16 protein-coding genes and 1 pseudogene are annotated in these 18,052 nt (G+C 54.8%); 12 read left to right on the forward strand and 5 right to left on the reverse strand.

Going from position 1 to position 18,052, the window contains the following annotated elements; all coding sequences use genetic code 11:
* Nucleotides 1–271: 271 nt before the first annotated feature.
* Nucleotides 272–547: a helix-turn-helix transcriptional regulator gene (locus tag OZX62_RS08775; protein WP_277158185.1), complete on the reverse strand. Its 276-nt coding sequence runs from the start codon at nucleotides 545–547 to the stop codon at nucleotides 272–274.
* Between the two features lie 5 nt (nucleotides 548–552).
* Nucleotides 553–903: a type II toxin-antitoxin system RelE/ParE family toxin gene (locus OZX62_RS08780; protein ID WP_277175807.1), complete on the reverse strand. Its 351-nt coding sequence runs from the start codon at nucleotides 901–903 to the stop codon at nucleotides 553–555.
* Between the two features lie 314 nt (nucleotides 904–1,217).
* Here OZX62_RS08780 and OZX62_RS08785 point away from each other — a divergent pair, with 314 nt between their 5' ends.
* The 4 genes and pseudogenes from OZX62_RS08785 (at nucleotide 1,218) to upp (ending at nucleotide 7,176) form a co-directional block, all read left to right on the forward strand.
* The gene (locus OZX62_RS08785) at nucleotides 1,218–3,446 is read left to right on the forward strand and encodes an RNA degradosome polyphosphate kinase (RefSeq protein WP_277175808.1); all 2,229 of its coding nucleotides are present in this window, start codon (nucleotides 1,218–1,220) and stop codon (nucleotides 3,444–3,446) included.
* 21 nt (nucleotides 3,447–3,467) lie between these two features.
* Complete coding sequence (locus OZX62_RS08790) at nucleotides 3,468–4,955, forward strand: NUDIX hydrolase (protein ID WP_277175809.1); 1,488 nt, start codon at nucleotides 3,468–3,470, stop codon at nucleotides 4,953–4,955.
* A gap of 4 nt (nucleotides 4,956–4,959) precedes the next feature.
* Nucleotides 4,960–5,532, forward strand: a pseudogene (locus OZX62_RS08795) (hypothetical protein); the annotation flags it as partial.
* 1,005 nt (nucleotides 5,533–6,537) lie between these two features.
* Entirely contained in the window at nucleotides 6,538–7,176 is a 639-nt protein-coding gene (gene upp, locus OZX62_RS08800; protein ID WP_277175810.1) for a uracil phosphoribosyltransferase, read from the forward strand.
* Nucleotides 7,177–7,267: 91 nt separating this feature from the next.
* On the opposite strand, the gene OZX62_RS08805 is transcribed toward upp, so the two are convergent.
* The 3 genes from OZX62_RS08805 to OZX62_RS08815 form a co-directional block, all read right to left on the reverse strand.
* A complete protein-coding gene (locus OZX62_RS08805) occupies nucleotides 7,268–9,250 on the reverse strand; it encodes a lipopolysaccharide core heptose(II) kinase RfaY (protein WP_277175811.1) in 1,983 nt (660 codons plus the stop codon).
* Between the two features lie 104 nt (nucleotides 9,251–9,354).
* The gene (locus OZX62_RS08810; RefSeq protein WP_277175812.1) at nucleotides 9,355–9,648 is read right to left on the reverse strand and encodes a phasin family protein; all 294 of its coding nucleotides are present in this window, start codon (nucleotides 9,646–9,648) and stop codon (nucleotides 9,355–9,357) included.
* Nucleotides 9,649–9,765: 117 nt separating this feature from the next.
* Complete coding sequence (locus tag OZX62_RS08815; protein WP_277158192.1) at nucleotides 9,766–10,800, reverse strand: LacI family DNA-binding transcriptional regulator; 1,035 nt, start codon at nucleotides 10,798–10,800, stop codon at nucleotides 9,766–9,768.
* Between the two features lie 335 nt (nucleotides 10,801–11,135).
* Here OZX62_RS08815 and uhpT point away from each other — a divergent pair, with 335 nt between their 5' ends.
* The 8 genes from uhpT to OZX62_RS08855 all read left to right on the forward strand — a co-directional run bounded on the left by uhpT (nucleotide 11,136) and on the right by OZX62_RS08855 (nucleotide 17,938).
* Complete coding sequence (gene uhpT / locus OZX62_RS08820; RefSeq protein ID WP_277175813.1) at nucleotides 11,136–12,548, forward strand: hexose-6-phosphate:phosphate antiporter; 1,413 nt, start codon at nucleotides 11,136–11,138, stop codon at nucleotides 12,546–12,548.
* A complete protein-coding gene (locus OZX62_RS08825) occupies nucleotides 12,545–13,279 on the forward strand; it encodes a histidine phosphatase family protein (protein WP_277175814.1) in 735 nt (244 codons plus the stop codon). The genes uhpT and OZX62_RS08825 overlap by 4 nt, the downstream gene beginning before the upstream one ends.
* A 167-nt stretch (nucleotides 13,280–13,446) precedes the next feature.
* Nucleotides 13,447–15,231 (forward strand): alpha-amylase family glycosyl hydrolase, encoded by a 1,785-nt coding sequence (locus OZX62_RS08830; protein ID WP_277175815.1) that lies wholly within the window; start codon nucleotides 13,447–13,449, stop codon nucleotides 15,229–15,231.
* Nucleotides 15,232–15,325: 94 nt separating this feature from the next.
* On the forward strand, nucleotides 15,326–15,571 hold the full coding sequence (locus OZX62_RS08835) for a hypothetical protein (RefSeq protein ID WP_277175816.1): 246 nt from the start codon (nucleotides 15,326–15,328) through the stop codon (nucleotides 15,569–15,571).
* Between the two features lie 100 nt (nucleotides 15,572–15,671).
* On the forward strand, nucleotides 15,672–16,157 hold the full coding sequence (locus OZX62_RS08840; RefSeq protein ID WP_277175817.1) for a hypothetical protein: 486 nt from the start codon (nucleotides 15,672–15,674) through the stop codon (nucleotides 16,155–16,157).
* On the forward strand, nucleotides 16,157–16,456 hold the full coding sequence (locus OZX62_RS08845; protein ID WP_277175818.1) for a hypothetical protein: 300 nt from the start codon (nucleotides 16,157–16,159) through the stop codon (nucleotides 16,454–16,456). Before OZX62_RS08840 ends, OZX62_RS08845 begins: the two co-directional genes overlap by 1 nt.
* A gap of 21 nt (nucleotides 16,457–16,477) precedes the next feature.
* A complete protein-coding gene (locus OZX62_RS08850; RefSeq protein ID WP_277175819.1) occupies nucleotides 16,478–16,777 on the forward strand; it encodes a hypothetical protein in 300 nt (99 codons plus the stop codon).
* A gap of 24 nt (nucleotides 16,778–16,801) precedes the next feature.
* Nucleotides 16,802–17,938, forward strand: a complete 1,137-nt coding sequence (locus OZX62_RS08855) for a hypothetical protein (protein ID WP_277175820.1) — start codon at nucleotides 16,802–16,804, stop codon at nucleotides 17,936–17,938.
* Nucleotides 17,939–18,052: the final 114 nt, after the last annotated feature.

Genomic DNA, 18,052 nt, shown 5'->3' on the forward strand with positions numbered 1-18,052 from the left:
CGTTCAACGTAATAGTCATCGAGACCTTGTCTTTTTGTGGATCTGCTCTGTTCAATTGTGCTTGTAATTCATATTATGTACCATCCGCCTCGTTAATACAAACCCAAAACGACGTTTGTGCGCTAATGGTAACTAACGTTTCCTTTAAGCCTGTTATGCACATGAAATGTCATATTTTGGTCCCTGAGAAAAGCCGATTGTGCGTTTCTGTCGTTTCGCTATTCCTGCAGCGTAACGAGGCACCGGTACCCGCAAAATGGCGATGCAAAACTCACACAAACTCGATCTTGAGTTTGCGACCCAGCCCCTTGGCGATTTGCGCAAGCGTTCGGACCGTTGGAATGGAATTTCCCCTTTCGATGCGCGAATAGTTCGAAGGCCTCATACCACACCTTTTCGCCACTTCAGCCTGCGTCATATGAGCCTGAATCCGAGCACCCATAATCGCTATCGCGGCTTCGTGCTCTGGCCTGGTGCGCTCATACTCCTCCGCAAATTTCGGGTCTCGGCTTTTGCGCTCGGCTATATACCTATCCAAATCATCCATCGCTATTACGCCTTCCTTTCCAACCAATCTTTGCGATACCGTTTTGCCCTAGACAACTCGACAAGCGGCAGTTTATTTTGCTTTTTCACAAAACCATTGGTGATGATGATTCGACGACCTTCCATGAAAAAATACAGAGCACGAACATCATTCCTCGACTGCCGAACGCGTAACTCAAAAATACCGTCAGAGACGCGCTTTGAATATGGCTCACGCAAATGGTTGCCATATACCCTCAACATGTCGATGTCATCCAACAATTTCCGCGCTAATTTTTCATCCAACGAGCTCAGCAGTTCTTGCATTGGTTCCTTGCCATTAGGCAACGCATAGAACTCAACTTCAAAATTTTCCATGACGTCACCTATTCAGTTATCAATTTTGATATTATCATTTTTGATATGTTTTGCAAATTCACTTCATTCACCTCTTTCGTCCGTTTTGTATTCCATTTCCAGCAAAACACTGCTATACGCCGAAAAGCAAGCTAAAACGGGCACTGTGGTCGGATGATAGGGGTTATCCACATTTGAGGCGTGTCGCGGTTTGAGTCGAGAAATTATACACATTTAGGGCAAATCACGGTGTAAGAAAAATTAGTTATCCACAATATGATGAATTCTGCGTTTCTTGGCTTCCATAGCTCTATGGCAATGCTTAGAGTAGATATATGGCACAGATTTTTGACGCACCCTCGAAGGCATTGCTCCGCAGTCAGATCGCCGAGCACATCGCTGAAACCGAGAAGTCCGACAAGCGCAAGGCGCTGCCGGAAGAACAGCCGCTGCCCGCAGACCGCTATTTCGATCGCGAGCTGAGCTGGCTGAAATTCAACAAACGCGTACTCGAGATGGCCGAGGACCCCGAAGTTCCGCTGCTGGAACGCGCCAATTTCGCCGGCATCTTCGCCTCGAACCTCGACGAATACTTCATGGTTCGCGTCGCCGGCCTCAAGCGTCGTATCGACACCGGCATCGCGGTGACATCGGCCTCGGGCTTAAGCCCGCGCCAACAGCTGCGTTCAATCAGCGAGACCGCGCACGAGCTACAGGCCGAGCACGCCAACGAAGCCATCAAGCACATCCTTCCCGAGCTGGCGAAGGAACACATCGTCTTGCTGAGCTGGGACAGGCTCACCAGTGCCGAGCAGGAACGGCTTTCGCGTTATTACCGTCAGCAGGTCTTCCCTGTTTTGACGCCGCTCGCCTTCGACCCCGCACACCCGTTCCCCTACATTTCCGGCGGTTCGCTGAACCTTGCCGTGCTGGTGGAGAATCCGAACAGCGGCAAAACGCATTTCGCTCGCGTCAAGGTTCCCGACAACCTGAACCGCCTGGTTCCCGTCGACGACCTGACCGACGAGGAAAGCCGCGAGGAACGCTATGGCTTCATCACCATGGAGAACCTCATCATCGCCCACCTCGAATCGCTCTTCCCCGGCATGATCATCAAGGAAGCGCGCTCATTCCGCGTCACCCGTAACGAGGACATCGACGTCGAAGAGGATGATGCCGAAAACCTGCTGAATGCGATGGAGAAGGAATTGCTGCGCCGTCGTTTCGGACCGCCGATCCGTCTCGAGATCAGCGACGCCACCAGCCCGTTCCTTTCCCAGCTGCTCGCGCGCCGTCTGCGCGTTAGCGAAGACGAGATTTTCCGTCTGCCCGCACCGCTCGACATGAAGCTGATGTTCGAGCTGCAGGATATCGATCGGCCGGATCTCAAGAACAAGCCGTTCATCCCGACCACGAACCGCCAGATCGCAACGGTCGAGTCGAGCCGCGCACAAGACATCTTCGCCGCCATCCGCGAGCGCGATATCCTTCTGCACCATCCTTACGATTCGTTCTCCACTTCGGTGCAGGCCTTCCTTGCGCAGGCCGCCGCCGACCCGAAGGTGCTGGCCATCAAGCAGACGCTTTACCGCACCTCCAGCAACTCGCCGATCATCGACGCGCTGGTCGATGCCGCGCACGCCGGCAAGCAGGTCTTGGCGCTGGTCGAAATCAAGGCTCGTTTCGATGAGGATGCCAACATCGCTTGGGCCCGCAAACTCGAGCGTGCAGGCGTCCACGTCGTCTATGGCATCGTAGGCCTGAAGACCCATTGCAAGCTCTCACTGGTCGTGCGTCAGGAAGCGGATGGACTGCGTCGCTACTGCCACGTCGGCACCGGCAATTACAACCCAAAGACCGCCCGTCAGTACACCGACCTTGGCCTGCTGACCTGCGATCCGGTGGTCGGGCAGGACTTGACGCGCCTGTTCAACCAGCTTTCCGGCTACGCGCCGCGTTCCAGCTTCCATCGGCTACTGGTCGCCCCGCGCACCTGCCGCAGCGGACTCATCCAGCGTATTCGCCGTGAGGAAGACGCTGCACGCGCTGGTCACGAATCCTGGATCAAGATCAAGGTCAATTCCATCGTCGATGAAAAGACCATCGACGCGCTCTATCGCGCCAGCCAGGCCGGAGTGAAAATCGACCTCGTCGTACGCGGTATCTGCGGTCTGAAGCCAGGGGTTCCGGGCTTGAGCGAGAACATCCGCGTTCATTCTATCCTCGGCCGTTTCCTCGAGCACAGCCGCATCTACGCCTTCGCGAATTCCGCGGGTCCGCAAATCGGCGAAGGTCCGGCTTCCGGCCCGGAAGTCTGGATCGGTTCGGCCGATTTGATGCACCGCAACCTCGACCGTCGCGTGGAGGCGCTGGTGCGCATCACCGACCCCGAGGAAATCACCTCGCTGATTGACTACGTCGATCTGCAGATGGCCGATACCACCTCGTCCTGGCATATGCAGCCGGACGGTACCTATATCCGCCATTCGCACGATAAAGACGGCAAGCCTCTGGTCGATTGCCAGGAATTGCTGATCAAGACCCACCAGCGTGGCCGTAAATAACAATCAAGAAGTGGGCGATAAATGACCTCCGAGATTAAACCATCACATATCGTTGAATCGGCGGGGGGCATTCCCTACCGTTGGATTGCAGCGGGCAAGGCTACGAGCGTCGACGAACGTGCCGTAAAGGCCAGCAAGTTCGCCGAGGCTCGCGCTTCCCACAACACCAGCAAACGCAAGCGGCGGAAGCACAAACTGCCGCTGACCGAAGCCGAGATTCATTTCCGCGCAATCATCACGCAGCTGGAAGTCTGCCTCGTGCATCGCCCGAAATATGATGATTGGAGCTGGCCGAAAGGCAAGCTTGAAGAGCATGAATCCAGCCGTCATGCCGCGATACGCGAGATGGAAGAGGAAACCGGCATACCGGTGGCGCTGGGCCCGAGCATCGGCGAGGTCGAATATCCGCTCAATTCCGAGGGTAAGAACTCGAAACACAACAAAACCAGCGGGGCAATCTACACCAAGCATGTCGTCTACTGGATGGCGTATCCGATTTCGCCGGAAACGGCAAAAAGTCGGGAGCAGGCCGTCGGCACTATCAAGCCCGCGAAAACCAGCGAAATCGACGAAGTACGATGGCTGACCATCCCGCAGGCTCGCAAGCTGCTTTCCCACCCGCTCGACCGCGATATTCTCGACCAGTTTGTCGACCGTATCCAGGAAGGCGCTCTCAAGGCGCAGAAGCTGATTATCGTGCGCCACAGCAAGGCGGTCGCACGCAAAAAGTGGAACGGCACCGACGCCAATCGCCCCATCATCCCACGCGGCGCAGCGGCAAGTTTCGCGCTGAATCAGGAGCTGGGGTGCTATGCCCCGCAAAAGCTGGTTTCCTCCCCTTGGCTGCGTTGCATGGAAACGCTCGAACCTTACGCTTGGCATACCGGGCTTGAAGTCGAGCAGCTGCCGGCGCTGACCGAAGACGCCTTTGCGGCGGATCCCGACGCATCCTGGCAGTGTGTTTCAGACGTCATCGACGATTTGTTTGCTGAAACCGATGGCCTATCCGTTGCCAAAAGCGCCGTACGCGTCGGTACCAAAGCCGTGGTCAAGATCAGTGATACCAACGATTCCGGCAATCAATCTGGCGATAATACCGACAAATCGGCAAACGCCGACAAGAACAAAAACTCTGCCTCTGCGATATCCGATTCAGATAAGAATGTAGAGGATTCAACAGCATCAACGGATGATTCCCAATTGTCCAGCCAAAAAGACGGCACCGATAATGCAGTCCCTCTCCCAGCTGGGAGCCAAACAGTAGCTTCTACACCTGAAAGCACGTCGAAACAGTACAGCCGTGCGACCGCCATCTGTATGCACCGGCCTGTCATCGGCGGGATTTTCGAACATCTACGTACCATGTGCGCCTCGAAATCGCTGGCCAAACAGCTCATCGCTAAGTCACCTTATATGCCGACAGGTAATGCGGTAGCATTGTTTATCGTGAAAGACGCGGAAGGCCCGCGCATCATCGATATTCAAAGAATGGCTCCAGTTGTCTACTAATCCAGTGCATTATAGTTCCGGTTCCGTCAATTCCGCCCATCCCGGCTTCGCACCCGCACGAACGGGTTCCTCACGCCCGGCACGCCCTGCTCAGCTCGACCCGGCTTTGACCGAGAAGATGGCCGGAGGCATGGACCCTGAGGAAATCAACGAGATGAGCCATGCTTCGGCGCAGGCGATGCTTGACCGCGTGCACCACACGCAGGACCCGAAAATTGTGCAGCGCGTACTGACTCTGGTCGACCGCGAAGGTGTCGATATCATCGCGGAACTGTGGAGCAGGTCGGAACCCGATTCCCTGCCCGGCATCCTTTGGCGGCTTTACCTGCTGCGCACGTGGATGCGCAAGAACCAGCGGTCGCTGGCGAGCCTGTACCGTATCGCCGAGCCGGAGGACACGGCCGCTTCTGCCATTGCCGGCGTCGACACTCCCCCGACTGCCGAAGACATCGTGCATACCGCCGATTCCATACTTTCCGGCGCGTTCACCGGTGATTTCGCCGTCGCACTCGAACGCGCCTCCGCCTTTATCGACGTCATCGCCAAGGGCCTCGCGATTCGCGCGAAAATGCTGACCGGAAAGGCACGCAAGGCAGAAGCTGCCGAAGCAGCCCGCCGCGAAGCGCATATGCGTGATTTGCAGCACGAAGTCGAAGCAGCCGAAGCCGCACAACGTGTTGCCAACGAAGCCGCTGATAATGGTGAAAAAGAAAACAGCGATACTGGTCACACCAATGACACGAATGCGGCCAATCAGGTAGCCGCCAACAATGCGCATGGCAATAACTCCGCCGATTACGACGAGCATAATCACCACAATGCCCATAGCGACCATGGCACGACTTATGGCGAAAGTGACCGCAACGACCCCGCCGCCAATCGCTACAACTCCGCTCTGCACGACGCAGACAACCGTTACCGTGCAGGCAAAGGCCCGGCGAGCTCGGCCGGCCCGGCATCCAATGACCCGCGTACCGTCGCCGCTCGTCTGCTGCACACCGGCAGCAATCTGATGACGACCTCCGCGGATTTCCGCCACGGAGCCAGCCTCTGGCGCCAAGGCAAACTCGAGTAATCCGGCACCGCGCAAACGCCTAAAACCCGCACTTTACGCGCTCGGCGTGTAAACGTAGGATGACCAGTTATACTTAGAGACGCGCTGGACCGTGCTTAAGCCCCGGGCTTCATTTTTTGCCGCTGCGAGCGGCGTTCGCGCCGACAGGCGCTTTCGCGGTTCAGCGTTTTACTCTTCAATATCGCCTTTCGACTCAGCTTTGATTTCGACACGTAAGGCGAATCACGAATCCTGAATAATCACGCTAATCAGGCAGGCAAAAGTCACAGACACTGCAAAATGCGTCTTTCCCCGCAGCACAAGGGGTATATGTGCTGCAAACAACGTATCTAGCAACGTTAAATACGTCTTTCCCAGCACATGTACCTCATTTAATGCTGGAAAAGACCCATTCACTAGAGAATCTGGTCGAAAGCCAATAACTTGCCAATCCGCAATGTTGTGACGGCACACACAATATTCAGTTTTCGATTTTAAAAAAACCACGGCTGGGCATATCCTAGAAGTATGCAACTTCAAGTTTTGGATCACCCGCTGGTCGAACATAAACTCACTGTTCTGCGGGATAAGAACACCCCTTCCAACATCTTCCGCGAGCTCGTCAGCGAGCTCGTCACTCTCGAAGCCTACGAAGCGACGCGCAACCTCGACGTCGTCGACAAGGAAATCGAGACCCCGATCTGCAAGATGACCGGCAAGCATCTCGCTTCCCCGCGCCCCATGGTGGTGCCGATCCTGCGCGCCGGCCTTGGCATGCTCGATGGCATGACCAAGCTCCTGCCGACCGCCGAAGTCGGCTTCCTCGGCATGCGCCGCGACGAAGACACGCTCGACATCATCACCTACGCGAACCGTCTGCCCGAAGATCTGACCGGACGTCAGGTCTTCCTGCTCGACCCGATGCTCGCCACCGGCGGCACCACTATCGCGGCGACGCACTACTTAATCGAGCGCGGCGCGAAGGACATCACTTCCATCAACATCATCGCCGCCCCTGAAGGCTTGAAGCGCGTCGAAGATACGCTCGACCCCAGCGTCAACCTCAAGGTTGTGGTCTGCGGCGTCGACGACCATCTCAACGAGCACGGCTACATCGTCCCCGGCCTCGGTGACGCCGGCGACCGTCTCTATGGCCTGATCGACTAAGACTGTCTTTCACAGATAAGTCATTTTTAAAAGGGGTTCCTTCCAACAACGTTTGGAAGGAACCCCTTTATCATCACCATTATTGTAAGCGCTACTTGTTTTTGGCGGCTTTCTTGGCTTTGCGGCCTTTGAAATAGATGTCGAAGACGATCCAGACGCTCAAGATGAAGGCGATGACGTAGCCCATGAAACCAACGACAGGAATGCCGAAAACGATGGGTTTCATTCCTGCGTAATAGACGATGGACGAGCCAACGAACAAGCCGACCACGATTAGCGCCATCGTCAGACGATTGGTCATGTCGGAAATCTGCTTCAGCGGTTCCTCGCTGCCAACGATCTCCATGTTCATCCGCAACTGGCCGCGCGTCAGCATGCGCATGGCGATCTTGCTCTCGGCGAGCGCGTCGAGCGAACCATGCAGCGCCTTTTTGCCTTCGATGGCAAGCGTCTTGGCCTCGTCGACCGCCACCTCGTCCAGGCGCTTGCTTCGGGCGGCATGGTTGGTAATGATCTGAATCATGTTGACGTCGGGAATGAATTCGTCCAACGTGCCTTCGAGTGTGACCATCGCGCGGCTCATGGTGGTGATGGTCGAGGGCACTTCGATGCCATGCCGCTGGGCGAGATTGGTCAGCGCCAACGCGAATTCGGCGATGTTGAGATCGGCCAGGTCGACTTTGCCGTATTCCTCGACGATGACGTCAAGGTCGCTCAACAAATGAGGATAATCCTCCGGATCGGGTTGCGTATCGGCGAAACGCAGCAAACCGTCCGCGAGCGCCGGTGAATCCTGCGCCCCGACGGCGAAAATCATCTGCTTCAGCAGCTTGCGAGTCTTGCGGTCGAGACGGCCGACCATGCCCAAGTCAATCAGCACGATCTTGCCGTTGGCGATGATGACGTTGCCCGGGTGTGGATCGGCGTGGAAGAAACCGTTGTCGAGAATCTGCGCAGCATAATTGTCAACCAGCTTGGTGCCGATTTCCTTCAAATCGTAGCCTTCGGCGATGAGCTTGTCGGTATGGTTAAGCGAAATTCCCTCGATATAATCCATCACCACAACGTGCTGAGTGCAGAGATCCATATACGGCTTCGGGCAGTCCATATAGCGATATTGGTCGCAGAAACGCTTGAATTCCGCAAGATGCCGGGCTTCCATCAAAAAGTCCGTTTCGTCCTCGAACGTATCCCAAAGTTCCTCGACCACACCTCCGAGGTCGACGACCTGCATGCTCGAACCCATAAATTTCGTTGCGGCTTTGGCCACGGAACGCATGATCGAGACGTCCTGCGCCATCGTCTGTCGCACGCCCGGCCGCTGGACTTTCACGGCGACGTCCTCGCCGGTAAGCAGCGTCGCGCGGTGAACCTGGGCAAGCGAGGCGGAACCAAGCGGCTTGGGATCGATGTCAGCGAAAATTTCTGTAACGGGGCGCCCGTATTCCTGCGCGAGTGTATCGACAACGGTCTGGTAAGGCATCGGGTCGGCATCAGCGCGCAGCTTCGCCAGTTCGTCGCAATATTGCTGCGGCAGAATCTCGGAACGCATCGAAAGCATCTGGCCGACCTTGACGAACGTCGGGCCGAGCGCTTCCAGCATCAACCGCATTTTGCGCGGCGTAAGGCCTTTGGTGATGTCGAATTCGCCCATGATACGCAAAATCTCGCCAAGCCGCTTGACCTTTCCGCGCCGGGTCAGGTGATAGCGTTGCGCGAACGATTCGCGACGTCGGCCGAACAGGCTGATTTCGTCGTCGCTTGGAGGGCCGGCAAACTGAGCATCTGCTTGCTCAACGGAATCTTGGGACTTGGAGTTTTCTTCAGATTTGGCGGAGTTTTTGGGCCCAGTAGCGTTTTTTGATTCAGTTGGCCCAGCGGCACCTTTGACTTGGGCAGAACTTCCGGTTTTAGCTGCATCTTGAGTTTCGACGGTATCCTCAGTTTGGAAGGATTTTTCGGTCTCAGCGGGGCTTCCAGTTCCGGCGAGGCGACTTTCGGTCTCGGCATTATCCTCGGGCTCATTTTGAGCATAGTTGCCCTTCAAAGCGGTATTGGAAACCTTATCGGCCATCGTCACCTGAAATCAAACATAGTTATGCGGCACATTGCCACCTGCCCTTGGCCATTCCAGCGCCGAAACAAGATACTAAAAAACAAGAGGCAATAATGCTAAAATTACTCGGCTTTGTCGCCGCTTTCGTCAGACGTGTCAGCTGCAGGCTTGTCGTCGCCGGGCTTGTCAACGTCATCCGCCTCAGCCTTGGCGTTCTGCTCTTTCATGTCGTCCTTGACTTCCTGCGCCTTGTGCTTGAGCTCGGTGTTGAGCGTCCTGCCCTGCTCCACCGTCAGCTCGCCCTTCTTGACCAGTTCGTCAACGATTTCCTGCCCTTTTTCGGCAGTGGTTGCCAGCGCTCCGATGCCGGCCAGAAATATGGTGCGCAGCCCGTCACCCAGTTTGTAATCAGCCATGATTCCTCTTTCGTTAGTAGTGATACCTGTAATTATTTTAAGCCTTTACTATCGAAATAGCCAAGAGACGAACTTCGGCAATACCAGCCAATAAACACCCTTTCTGCTGTCTCGTTGCTATTTGACGGCGAATGCAGTATCACGCATCATCAGTACGGGACGTATCAGCGAATGTCGTTGTTCAAGCTTCTCACCATTCATCAGCGCCAGCATCTTCCGCCCTGCCAAACGCGCCATTTTAACCGGATTCTGACGAATCGTCGTCAAACCAACAATGGGCGCCAATTCATTGTCGTCGAATCCGATAACTGACATGTCTTCGGGCACACGGACGCCAAAGCGCTTGAGCCGACCAATCAGCGGTACGGCAAAATCGTCGGTCTCCACGCAAATGGCCGTGGGCCGCGGACGCAACGCCAGCAACTGCGCGACGGCGACCTCCAGGGCGTCGTCTTTGGATCGATAATCGTTCGCCTCACCCAGCACAAGATTATGTACCTGGTTTTTATCGAATCCTTGGCTCAACGCCGCCTTCATGAACATTTCGGCGCGTAATTGAGAACTCAGCTGCAAATCGCCGGGAGCAGGCCAACCGACAAAGGCGATATTCTCGTGTCCCATATTCCTAAGCAAATCAATGGCATCGCTCATGGCCTGTCCATCATCGAGCAGGACGGAAGCATCGAATCCGTCGATGGTGCGTGAATCCAATCCGACCGAGGGGATGGAAAGTCGTTTAAGAATATCGGATTGGCCGGTGTTGAGGTTGATCGAACAAACCATAATTCCGTCGACGTTGCCGTCAGAAGGCAATCTGTCGAAAAACTTGTTGAGTCTTTGAGCAGTGCCCGCGACAACGGGCACCACGTCATAGCCTGCCGGGGAAAGAATCTCATATGCCCCTTCAAGCACCGAGGAGTCGAACCACGTGTTGAGCGAGTCCGCCAACAGCAATGAGACCCGCATGGTTTTGCCGCTCGCCAACGAAGAGGCATTGCGTGAAAATTGGAAGTGCAAGCGCTTCGACGCCTCTTGTACCTTCAGCCTTGTAGAATCATCGACGCGATCCAGCCCGCGCAAGGCACGGGATACCGTCGAATCCGAAACACCGGCTTCAAGCGCCACATCATGCATGGTGACTCTGCCCAACATTGCCTCCTGAAAACACCCTGATTCCTTGGTATTCCTATATCTTACAACCGGGTTTTCCGACTTCTGAGAAGAAAGGCCGTCAGCCGATCGCGCAACTCGCGTACATTCCCTTTCACCGATACCATACGGCTTACTCAAATAACCGGGAATGCAGGTATTTGACAATCGTTGTGCAAGCGCTATTATTAAAATTGTTGGCTTTTTAAAAGGAAATAATAAAAGTACTATTTATATTTTGTAAATGCGCTTTTATATAACAGAGCAGTATGCAAAGTGGCTCCTTCAAAGATGCCGGCACCAGTTAACTAAAAGAGAACACAGCACAAGGAGGTCGCATGTCAAGCAATACATTCAATCTTGCTTTTGACAAACATGTACCAAAAATAAATATGCCGGTTTCCGAACAGCGCAAGAAATGGTTCATGGAGTTCATGAAACCGTTCATCATCAGCGTCCTGCTCTACAGCTTCATGTATTTCGTACGCGATGATTTCAAGGCCGCACAGCCGCTGCTGAAAACGCAGCTGCATATGACGACCACTGATCTGGGCCTAATCGGCACCGCGTTCTCCCTGGCCTATGGCATCGGCAAAATCATCGTCGGCTACATCGTCACCGACAAGGACAACAAGAAGGCCGCTTCCATCATGCTGATGGGGGCTTCACTTATCGTCGCCTGCTTCGGCTTCCTGCTGACTTTCAACAACATACCGCTCGGCTGGCTTCTGGCGTTCTGGGCCATCAACGGACTCTTCCAATGCGGGGCCGGCCCCTGCTGTTCCGGCGTCATCATGAACTGGACCACCAAGAAGAACTACGGTCGTTATTACGGCATCTGGAGCGCCTCGCACAATATCGGCGGCGGTCTGGCAGGCATGTTCTCCCTGTGGTGCGCCAATACATTCTTCCACGGCAACGTGGCCGGCATGTTCATCGCCCCGGCAATCGTCGCCTTCATCATGGGCATGATCTGCTTCACCGTCGGCAAGAACCGTCCTGAAGACCTTGGCTGGGAATCCGCAGAAACCATTTTCGGCGAGCCCGCAAAAGAAGAGGACGTCTCTTCCGAAGGCGAATCCACCTGGACCATCTTCCGCAAGTATCTGTTGAAGAACCCGTTGGTCTGGATGCTCTGCTTCTCCGACGTCTTCGCCTATATCATGCGTACCGGCGTCGATAATTGGTCGTCTCTGAGACTTACCGAGCAGCTCGGCTTCAGCGCCGATACCGGCGCCCAGGCCATCTTCTACTTCGGTCTTGGCTCCATGATCGGCTGCATCACTTGGGGAGCGGTCTCCGACGCGCTTAAGGGACGTCCCGCTCTGGTTTCGCTGATCTGCCTGGCCGCTGTGAACGTGCCTATGGTCTTCTACCAGCGCGGCACCACCCCGACGGGCGTGCTTATCGCCATCTTCTTCGTCGGTCTCTTCGCGTTCGGCCCGCAGGTGCTGATCGGCATCTCCCTGTTGAATCAGGTCCCGAAGAAGGCTGCGGCACTGGCCGGCGGCCTGCTCGGCGCCTTCGCCTATCTGCTTGGCGACTCCACGGCAAAGGCCCTGCTCGCCAAGATCGCGGATTCCTCCGCAAGCGGTATCAACTTCTTCGGCCACGTGCTTCACGGATGGGGCGATACCTTCACGGTAATCTATGTCGCCATCGCCTGCGCCTTCGTCATCCAGCTGATCGTCGCGCTCGCCGAGGAGAAGAAGATTCGCGCGGCACGCAAGCCCGAGGTTCAGGCACAATGAGCGAGATGAACAATACCGAGCCGGTGACCATCTATCTGGCCCGTCACACGAAAACCACCTCCAATGCCATGGGCCGTATGCAGGGTTGGTCTGATTTCCCAGTGACTCCTGAGGGACGAGAAATCATCCGCTGTTTCGGACGAGGGTTGAAAGGCATCACTTTCAAAGCCGCATGGTGCGGTACCCTGCAACGCCATTACGAAACCGCTCGCGGCGCACTTGACTACTCGGGCAACGAATCCGTGTCCATCACCCGCGACGCGGACCTTCGCGAGGCCAACTTCGGCAGCTTCGAAGGACGCGATATCAATGCATCCGTGCAAGCCGCGATGGAAGAACTCGGATATGCCTCGTTGCAGGCGGCTCTCGATGCCATCGGCACCAAAGCCAATCTGGACCTGCAGGACGGCCTGTACGCGCTCGACCAACGCAACGTACTCGACACCGACCTTGATGACGAGGACCGCGCGGAAAGCTCGGAGCAGATTCAGGACCGCATGTTCGCGGCCATGACCCGCATCGGACAATCCGCGCTTGCGCAAGGCGGCGGCAACGTCTTGGTGGTCAGTTCGGGCTTGAGCCTGCGCGAGTTCCTCTTCCGTATCGACCCGGAGGTGGATCTTTCCGATCAGGGCAACACCGCAACCACCAAGTTGCGCTATGCCGACGGACGCTTCACCATCATCGGCCCCGTGGGTTCGACGCAGTATTATGAACGCGGCCGCGAATAGCAATTGACAATACCATGATGGTTGGTTGCGAACGTTGATTTTGCCGCAACCAACCATCCCATGTGCGGGCTCATGTTCCCTTCCGAGACTCTGCCTGAAGAATATGGGCTCACACATGGTCATTGAATCATCGATAATCAGAAAATATGACAATGATAAGGAGCAGAATGTCATCCGTCAGCCAGAAGGCAAAAGCCACATCCAAGCCCACAGATATTTCGGAAAACCTTTGGTGGAAACAAGCGGTGGTCTATCAGATATACCCGAGAAGTTTCAAGGATTCGACCGGTTCTGGTTTGGGCGACCTTAAAGGCATCACCGATAAAATGGGATATCTCAAGGCTCTCGGCGTCGACGCGGTGTGGCTTTCGCCCTTCTATCCCTCCGAACTGGCCGACGGCGGCTATGACGTTCAGGATTATCGCAACGTCGATCCGCGCCTGGGCACGATGGACGATTTTGACGCGATGGTCGCCGCCGCGCACAAAGCCGGCATCAAGATCATCGTAGACATCGTTCCGAACCATTCCTCCCGTCTGCACCCATGGTTCCAGGAAGCACTGAAATCCGAGCCCGGCTCCCCCGCCCGCAACCGCTATATCTTCCGCGACGGCAAAGGCCCCAACGGCGACGAGCCTCCGACCAAATGGATCGCCAACTTCGGCGGCTCCGCCTGGACCCGCGTGCCCGACGGCCAGTGGTACCTGCACCTGTTCGCCAAGGAACAGCCCGACTTCAACTGGAACAATCGCGAGGTGCACGACGACTTCCTCAAGACCTTGAGATTCTGGTGCGACCACGGCACCGACGGCTTCCGCGTGGACGTGGCAGAAGGCCTAGCCAAGGATCTCGACCGTGACGACCTCGACAACTACGACATCGACGCCATGCACATCACCGTCGAAGACGGCAGCCACCCGGTCTATGACCGCGACGAGGTGCACGAGATCTTCCGCGAATGGCGCCGCGAGGTCTTCGACAAGTACACGCCCGCACGATTCGCTATCGCCGAGGCCTGGGTTCCAGCTTCGCGGCAATACCTCTACGCCCGTCCGAACGAACTCGGACAGGTCTTCAATTTCAAGTTCGCCGAATGCAACTGGCTGCGCGACGAGATGCACGAGGCCATCGAGGACGGCATCGCCTCGGCCGCCCGTACCAATGGCTCCACCTCCACTTGGGTGATGGGCAACCATGACGTGCCGCGCAGCGCCTCGCGTTACGCGCTGCCGCAGGTCAAGACCGACAACGGCCTCTACCATGCCATCGCCAACGACTGGCTGTTGCGCAACGGCGCCACCTACCACGAAAACCGTGAGCTCGGCACCAAACGAGCCCGCGCCGCCGTCATGCTGGAAATGGCCTTGCCCGGCTCGGCATACATCTATCAAGGCGAAGAGCTTGGACTCTTCGAAGTTTCCGATATCCCGTGGGACGAGCTCGAAGACCCGTGGGCCTTCGGCACCCGCCGAGACCTGACCAAGAAGGGCCGCGACGGTTGCCGCGTGCCGCTTCCGTGGCAGACCGACGGCAAGGACGATTCCTTCGGCTTCTCCCCCACCAAGCAGGACGATGGCAGCAACGCCGAAAAGCCCCATCTGCCACAGCCCTCATGGTTCTCCGACTACGCGGTGGACGGTGAGGAAGCACACGACGATTCCATGCTCTCGCATTATCGTCGTGTGCTGAAGCTGCGCCACGAGCTGCAAACGCACGACACTTCCCTGACGTGGCTTGACGATTACGACCACGCCACCGAAGCCCACGACGGCGCCGACGGCAATCTCGGCGGTTCCATCGCCTATCGCCGCGCCAACGGTTGGACGAACATCACTAACTTCAGCGCCGAACCGATGAATCTGCCGGAAGGCGAAGTGCTGCTGAGCTCCAGCCCACTTACTGCTGACGGCAAGCTCCCGCAAGACACTTCGGTGTGGATGAAACTCAAATAATCCCGTCTTCGACTACACTCTCGCGCCAATCGCCATTTGCGTTCTGCTTGACAATGAGATTCGCTCGGAAACCGCGGCCGAGGTGCTGGAACGCATGAACCGCGGGATGAAGCGTATTGGTGAGGCCGCTCTTGCGCATGGTGGCGGCAATGCGCTGGTCGTCAGTTCCGGGTTGAGCATTGTCCATTTCCTCATCGCCATCGACCTAACCCTCAACTCCAAGGGAATGGACAATGCGGCAGTCACCAAATTGCGCTACAAAAACTGGGCTTTCAGCATCATCGGCCGAGTCGAATCGTTGAAATATTACGAAAGAGGCAAAGCCAAGATGTCGAACTGATTTCATATTTCAGCTAGCGAATACGGCGATATTGGTTATTATATAATGCTATAAAATATCAATATAAATAACATGGCTATCTTGGGGGGGGGAGGCCACGATGCCGTATTCGGATAATCTGCGCGCCGATATAGCGCGCACAGATCAACGTATCTCCGACTTGTCAGATCAACTCAATGCCGCCAAGCAAAACCTCAACCGTCTTCGTGAACTGCTTTCTTACGTCTCCTATAAGCAAAATAGTTTTCTGAATGAACAAGGACGACGCCAAAACAGCTTCAACAAAATCTGGCAAGATTGCGCCAATTGCCGTTCCGCTGTTGGCTACAGCAATGTCATGGGAGACATATTGTTCGGCAATGCTCCCAACAATGTGGCAGGAGCATATTCCGAAGGCATACAAAGCGTGAATCAAGGCATTCAAAGAGCCGAAGAGGAAATCGGCGACCTTCAACGAAGTATCGCCAACGCCGAAAACTATCGGGCTGATCAGGTCAGCCATCTGCAACGAGTCTTGGCAGAAGAGCAGTGGGAAGCCCAACAGGAAGCCAAAAAAGCAGCAATGCGCGCGAGAGGAGAATGGTAATGGCACAGACGCAAGGCGACCTGGTCATCGACGACGATTACGTACTGGGTAGAGGCAAGGCCTTTTCAGATAGAGGCAATGCACTGGAAGAACAATTTGACGCGTTTCTGAAAACCCTTGACGACATTGCACAGACAGGCATCGTAAGCGGCTCACTGCATGAAGCCACCGTCGCTTATCGATCCGTAGCGGCTGGGCTCAAAGGGCAGTTCAAATCCCTTGGCACCGAAGCTGACAATGTATGCAAAAGCCTTATCGCCTCGGTCGATCAAGCCGACGACAAACTCTACGAACGTTAAATATATACAGTTTGGGGAATCATGGAAATCACCATTCACACCGATGTGCTCGACAAACAAATCAAAAAACTTCAGACAATTAATGTTAAACGTGACAACAATACGGACCAAGTAGGTGATGGTAGTAGCATCGAAGCCATCGCGCTGATAGACCGCGATTTTCTAACGCTGCAAAGCGTCTTTGACAACCTTGTGTCAGAGGCAATCAAATTTTTCCAACAAGCACTTAAGGACTACGAGAAAGCGGACGAAGATAACGCCAAATCCATTGAGAACTCATTGGACCGCTCACCTGTCCCGGCACCTAAACAAGATAAATGAATCCTAAAGCAAGGTAACAAAACCATGACAAAACGAGATTTCAGTGATGCCACAAAACAAAGACTGTTGGGAATAGTCAATGATGTTGCAGGGCAGGACAACTACCCCTTAGGACAGTTCGGGGACGCGATAGCTGACAAATGGTACGGACTGGAGCACTACCTCAATGGCTTTGATATGGGATCAACCCTCGATACCGAAAAAACGTATTACCGTAAAGTAATCGATATGAACAATATGTCGGCTCAGAAAATCAACGAGATTTGGACGAATGTCTACGAAGTCAACACCCAACACACCTCACGTCTTGCCGCAATTGTTACCTCGCTGGAAGATCTGACCCAACAGGTGAGGAACCTTACTGACGCCATCAATCCTGCGACCGGCGAATTCAACACCTCGTACATCAACTCCACACTCAAGAACGGCATTAACGATTACACCGACGAATCAGCAATGTTCAAGAAGCTCGTTGAAAACGGGCTTACCTTGAACGATTTGGAATCAAAGAAGCCGGAGGACATCGCCCGATGGTTCAGTGGATTAGTCGAAGCGTATGCAAAAATCGCCCCAAGCCTGGCAGTCGGCCAGAAACTGTTAATACCCGTAGGCCAAAACCTGAATATCGAAGTCGGCAACAGTATCGAAGGCGGAGGAAAGGGACCGATTAACTTTGATTTTACTTCGACCATCAAAGGCAATACCGCCGAACTCGAACACATGGCCTCCGTCAAACTGGAAAAGGACGGTTGGGAGTACAAAGAAGAAATCAATGGAACTGCCAAAGAGTACAGCTGGACGAAAAAGAACGGCGATAAGATCGATAAGATCCTGGTGACAAAGGATTCGATTCAGAAGAAAACCAATATCAGCTATGAAGCAGGAACCGAAACTGACAATGGTACAGTCTCTAGCCATGTTGGACTTGACCTCCACGACAAAACAGACTGGCATCCTCTTAATTACCACCCACTTGAACCGGCGAATCCTCCAGTCGCTGTTATCAGACAACACTGGAAGGAGCTACCGCCTTGGAAGAAAACAGCCATCATTGCTACAGCAAGTATAGCAGTGGTTAGTGTGGTTTTGACGGTCGGACTGGACAGCGAAGTAGCAACGCCAGCAGAAATCGCGGTCGTGGATTTAATTTTGGCGGCATAATCATGAAAATACAACACAGAAAATCACAACTAAATTCCATCCTGATAGCGCTAATGACGCTTCTTCTTTCCGTAGCGTTAACAGGATGTGGAGCTAACCAGCAACCCGTAAAAC

This window comes from Bifidobacterium sp. ESL0690 (assembly GCF_029392315.1).
Classification (GTDB): Bacteria; Actinomycetota; Actinomycetes; order Actinomycetales; family Bifidobacteriaceae; genus Bifidobacterium.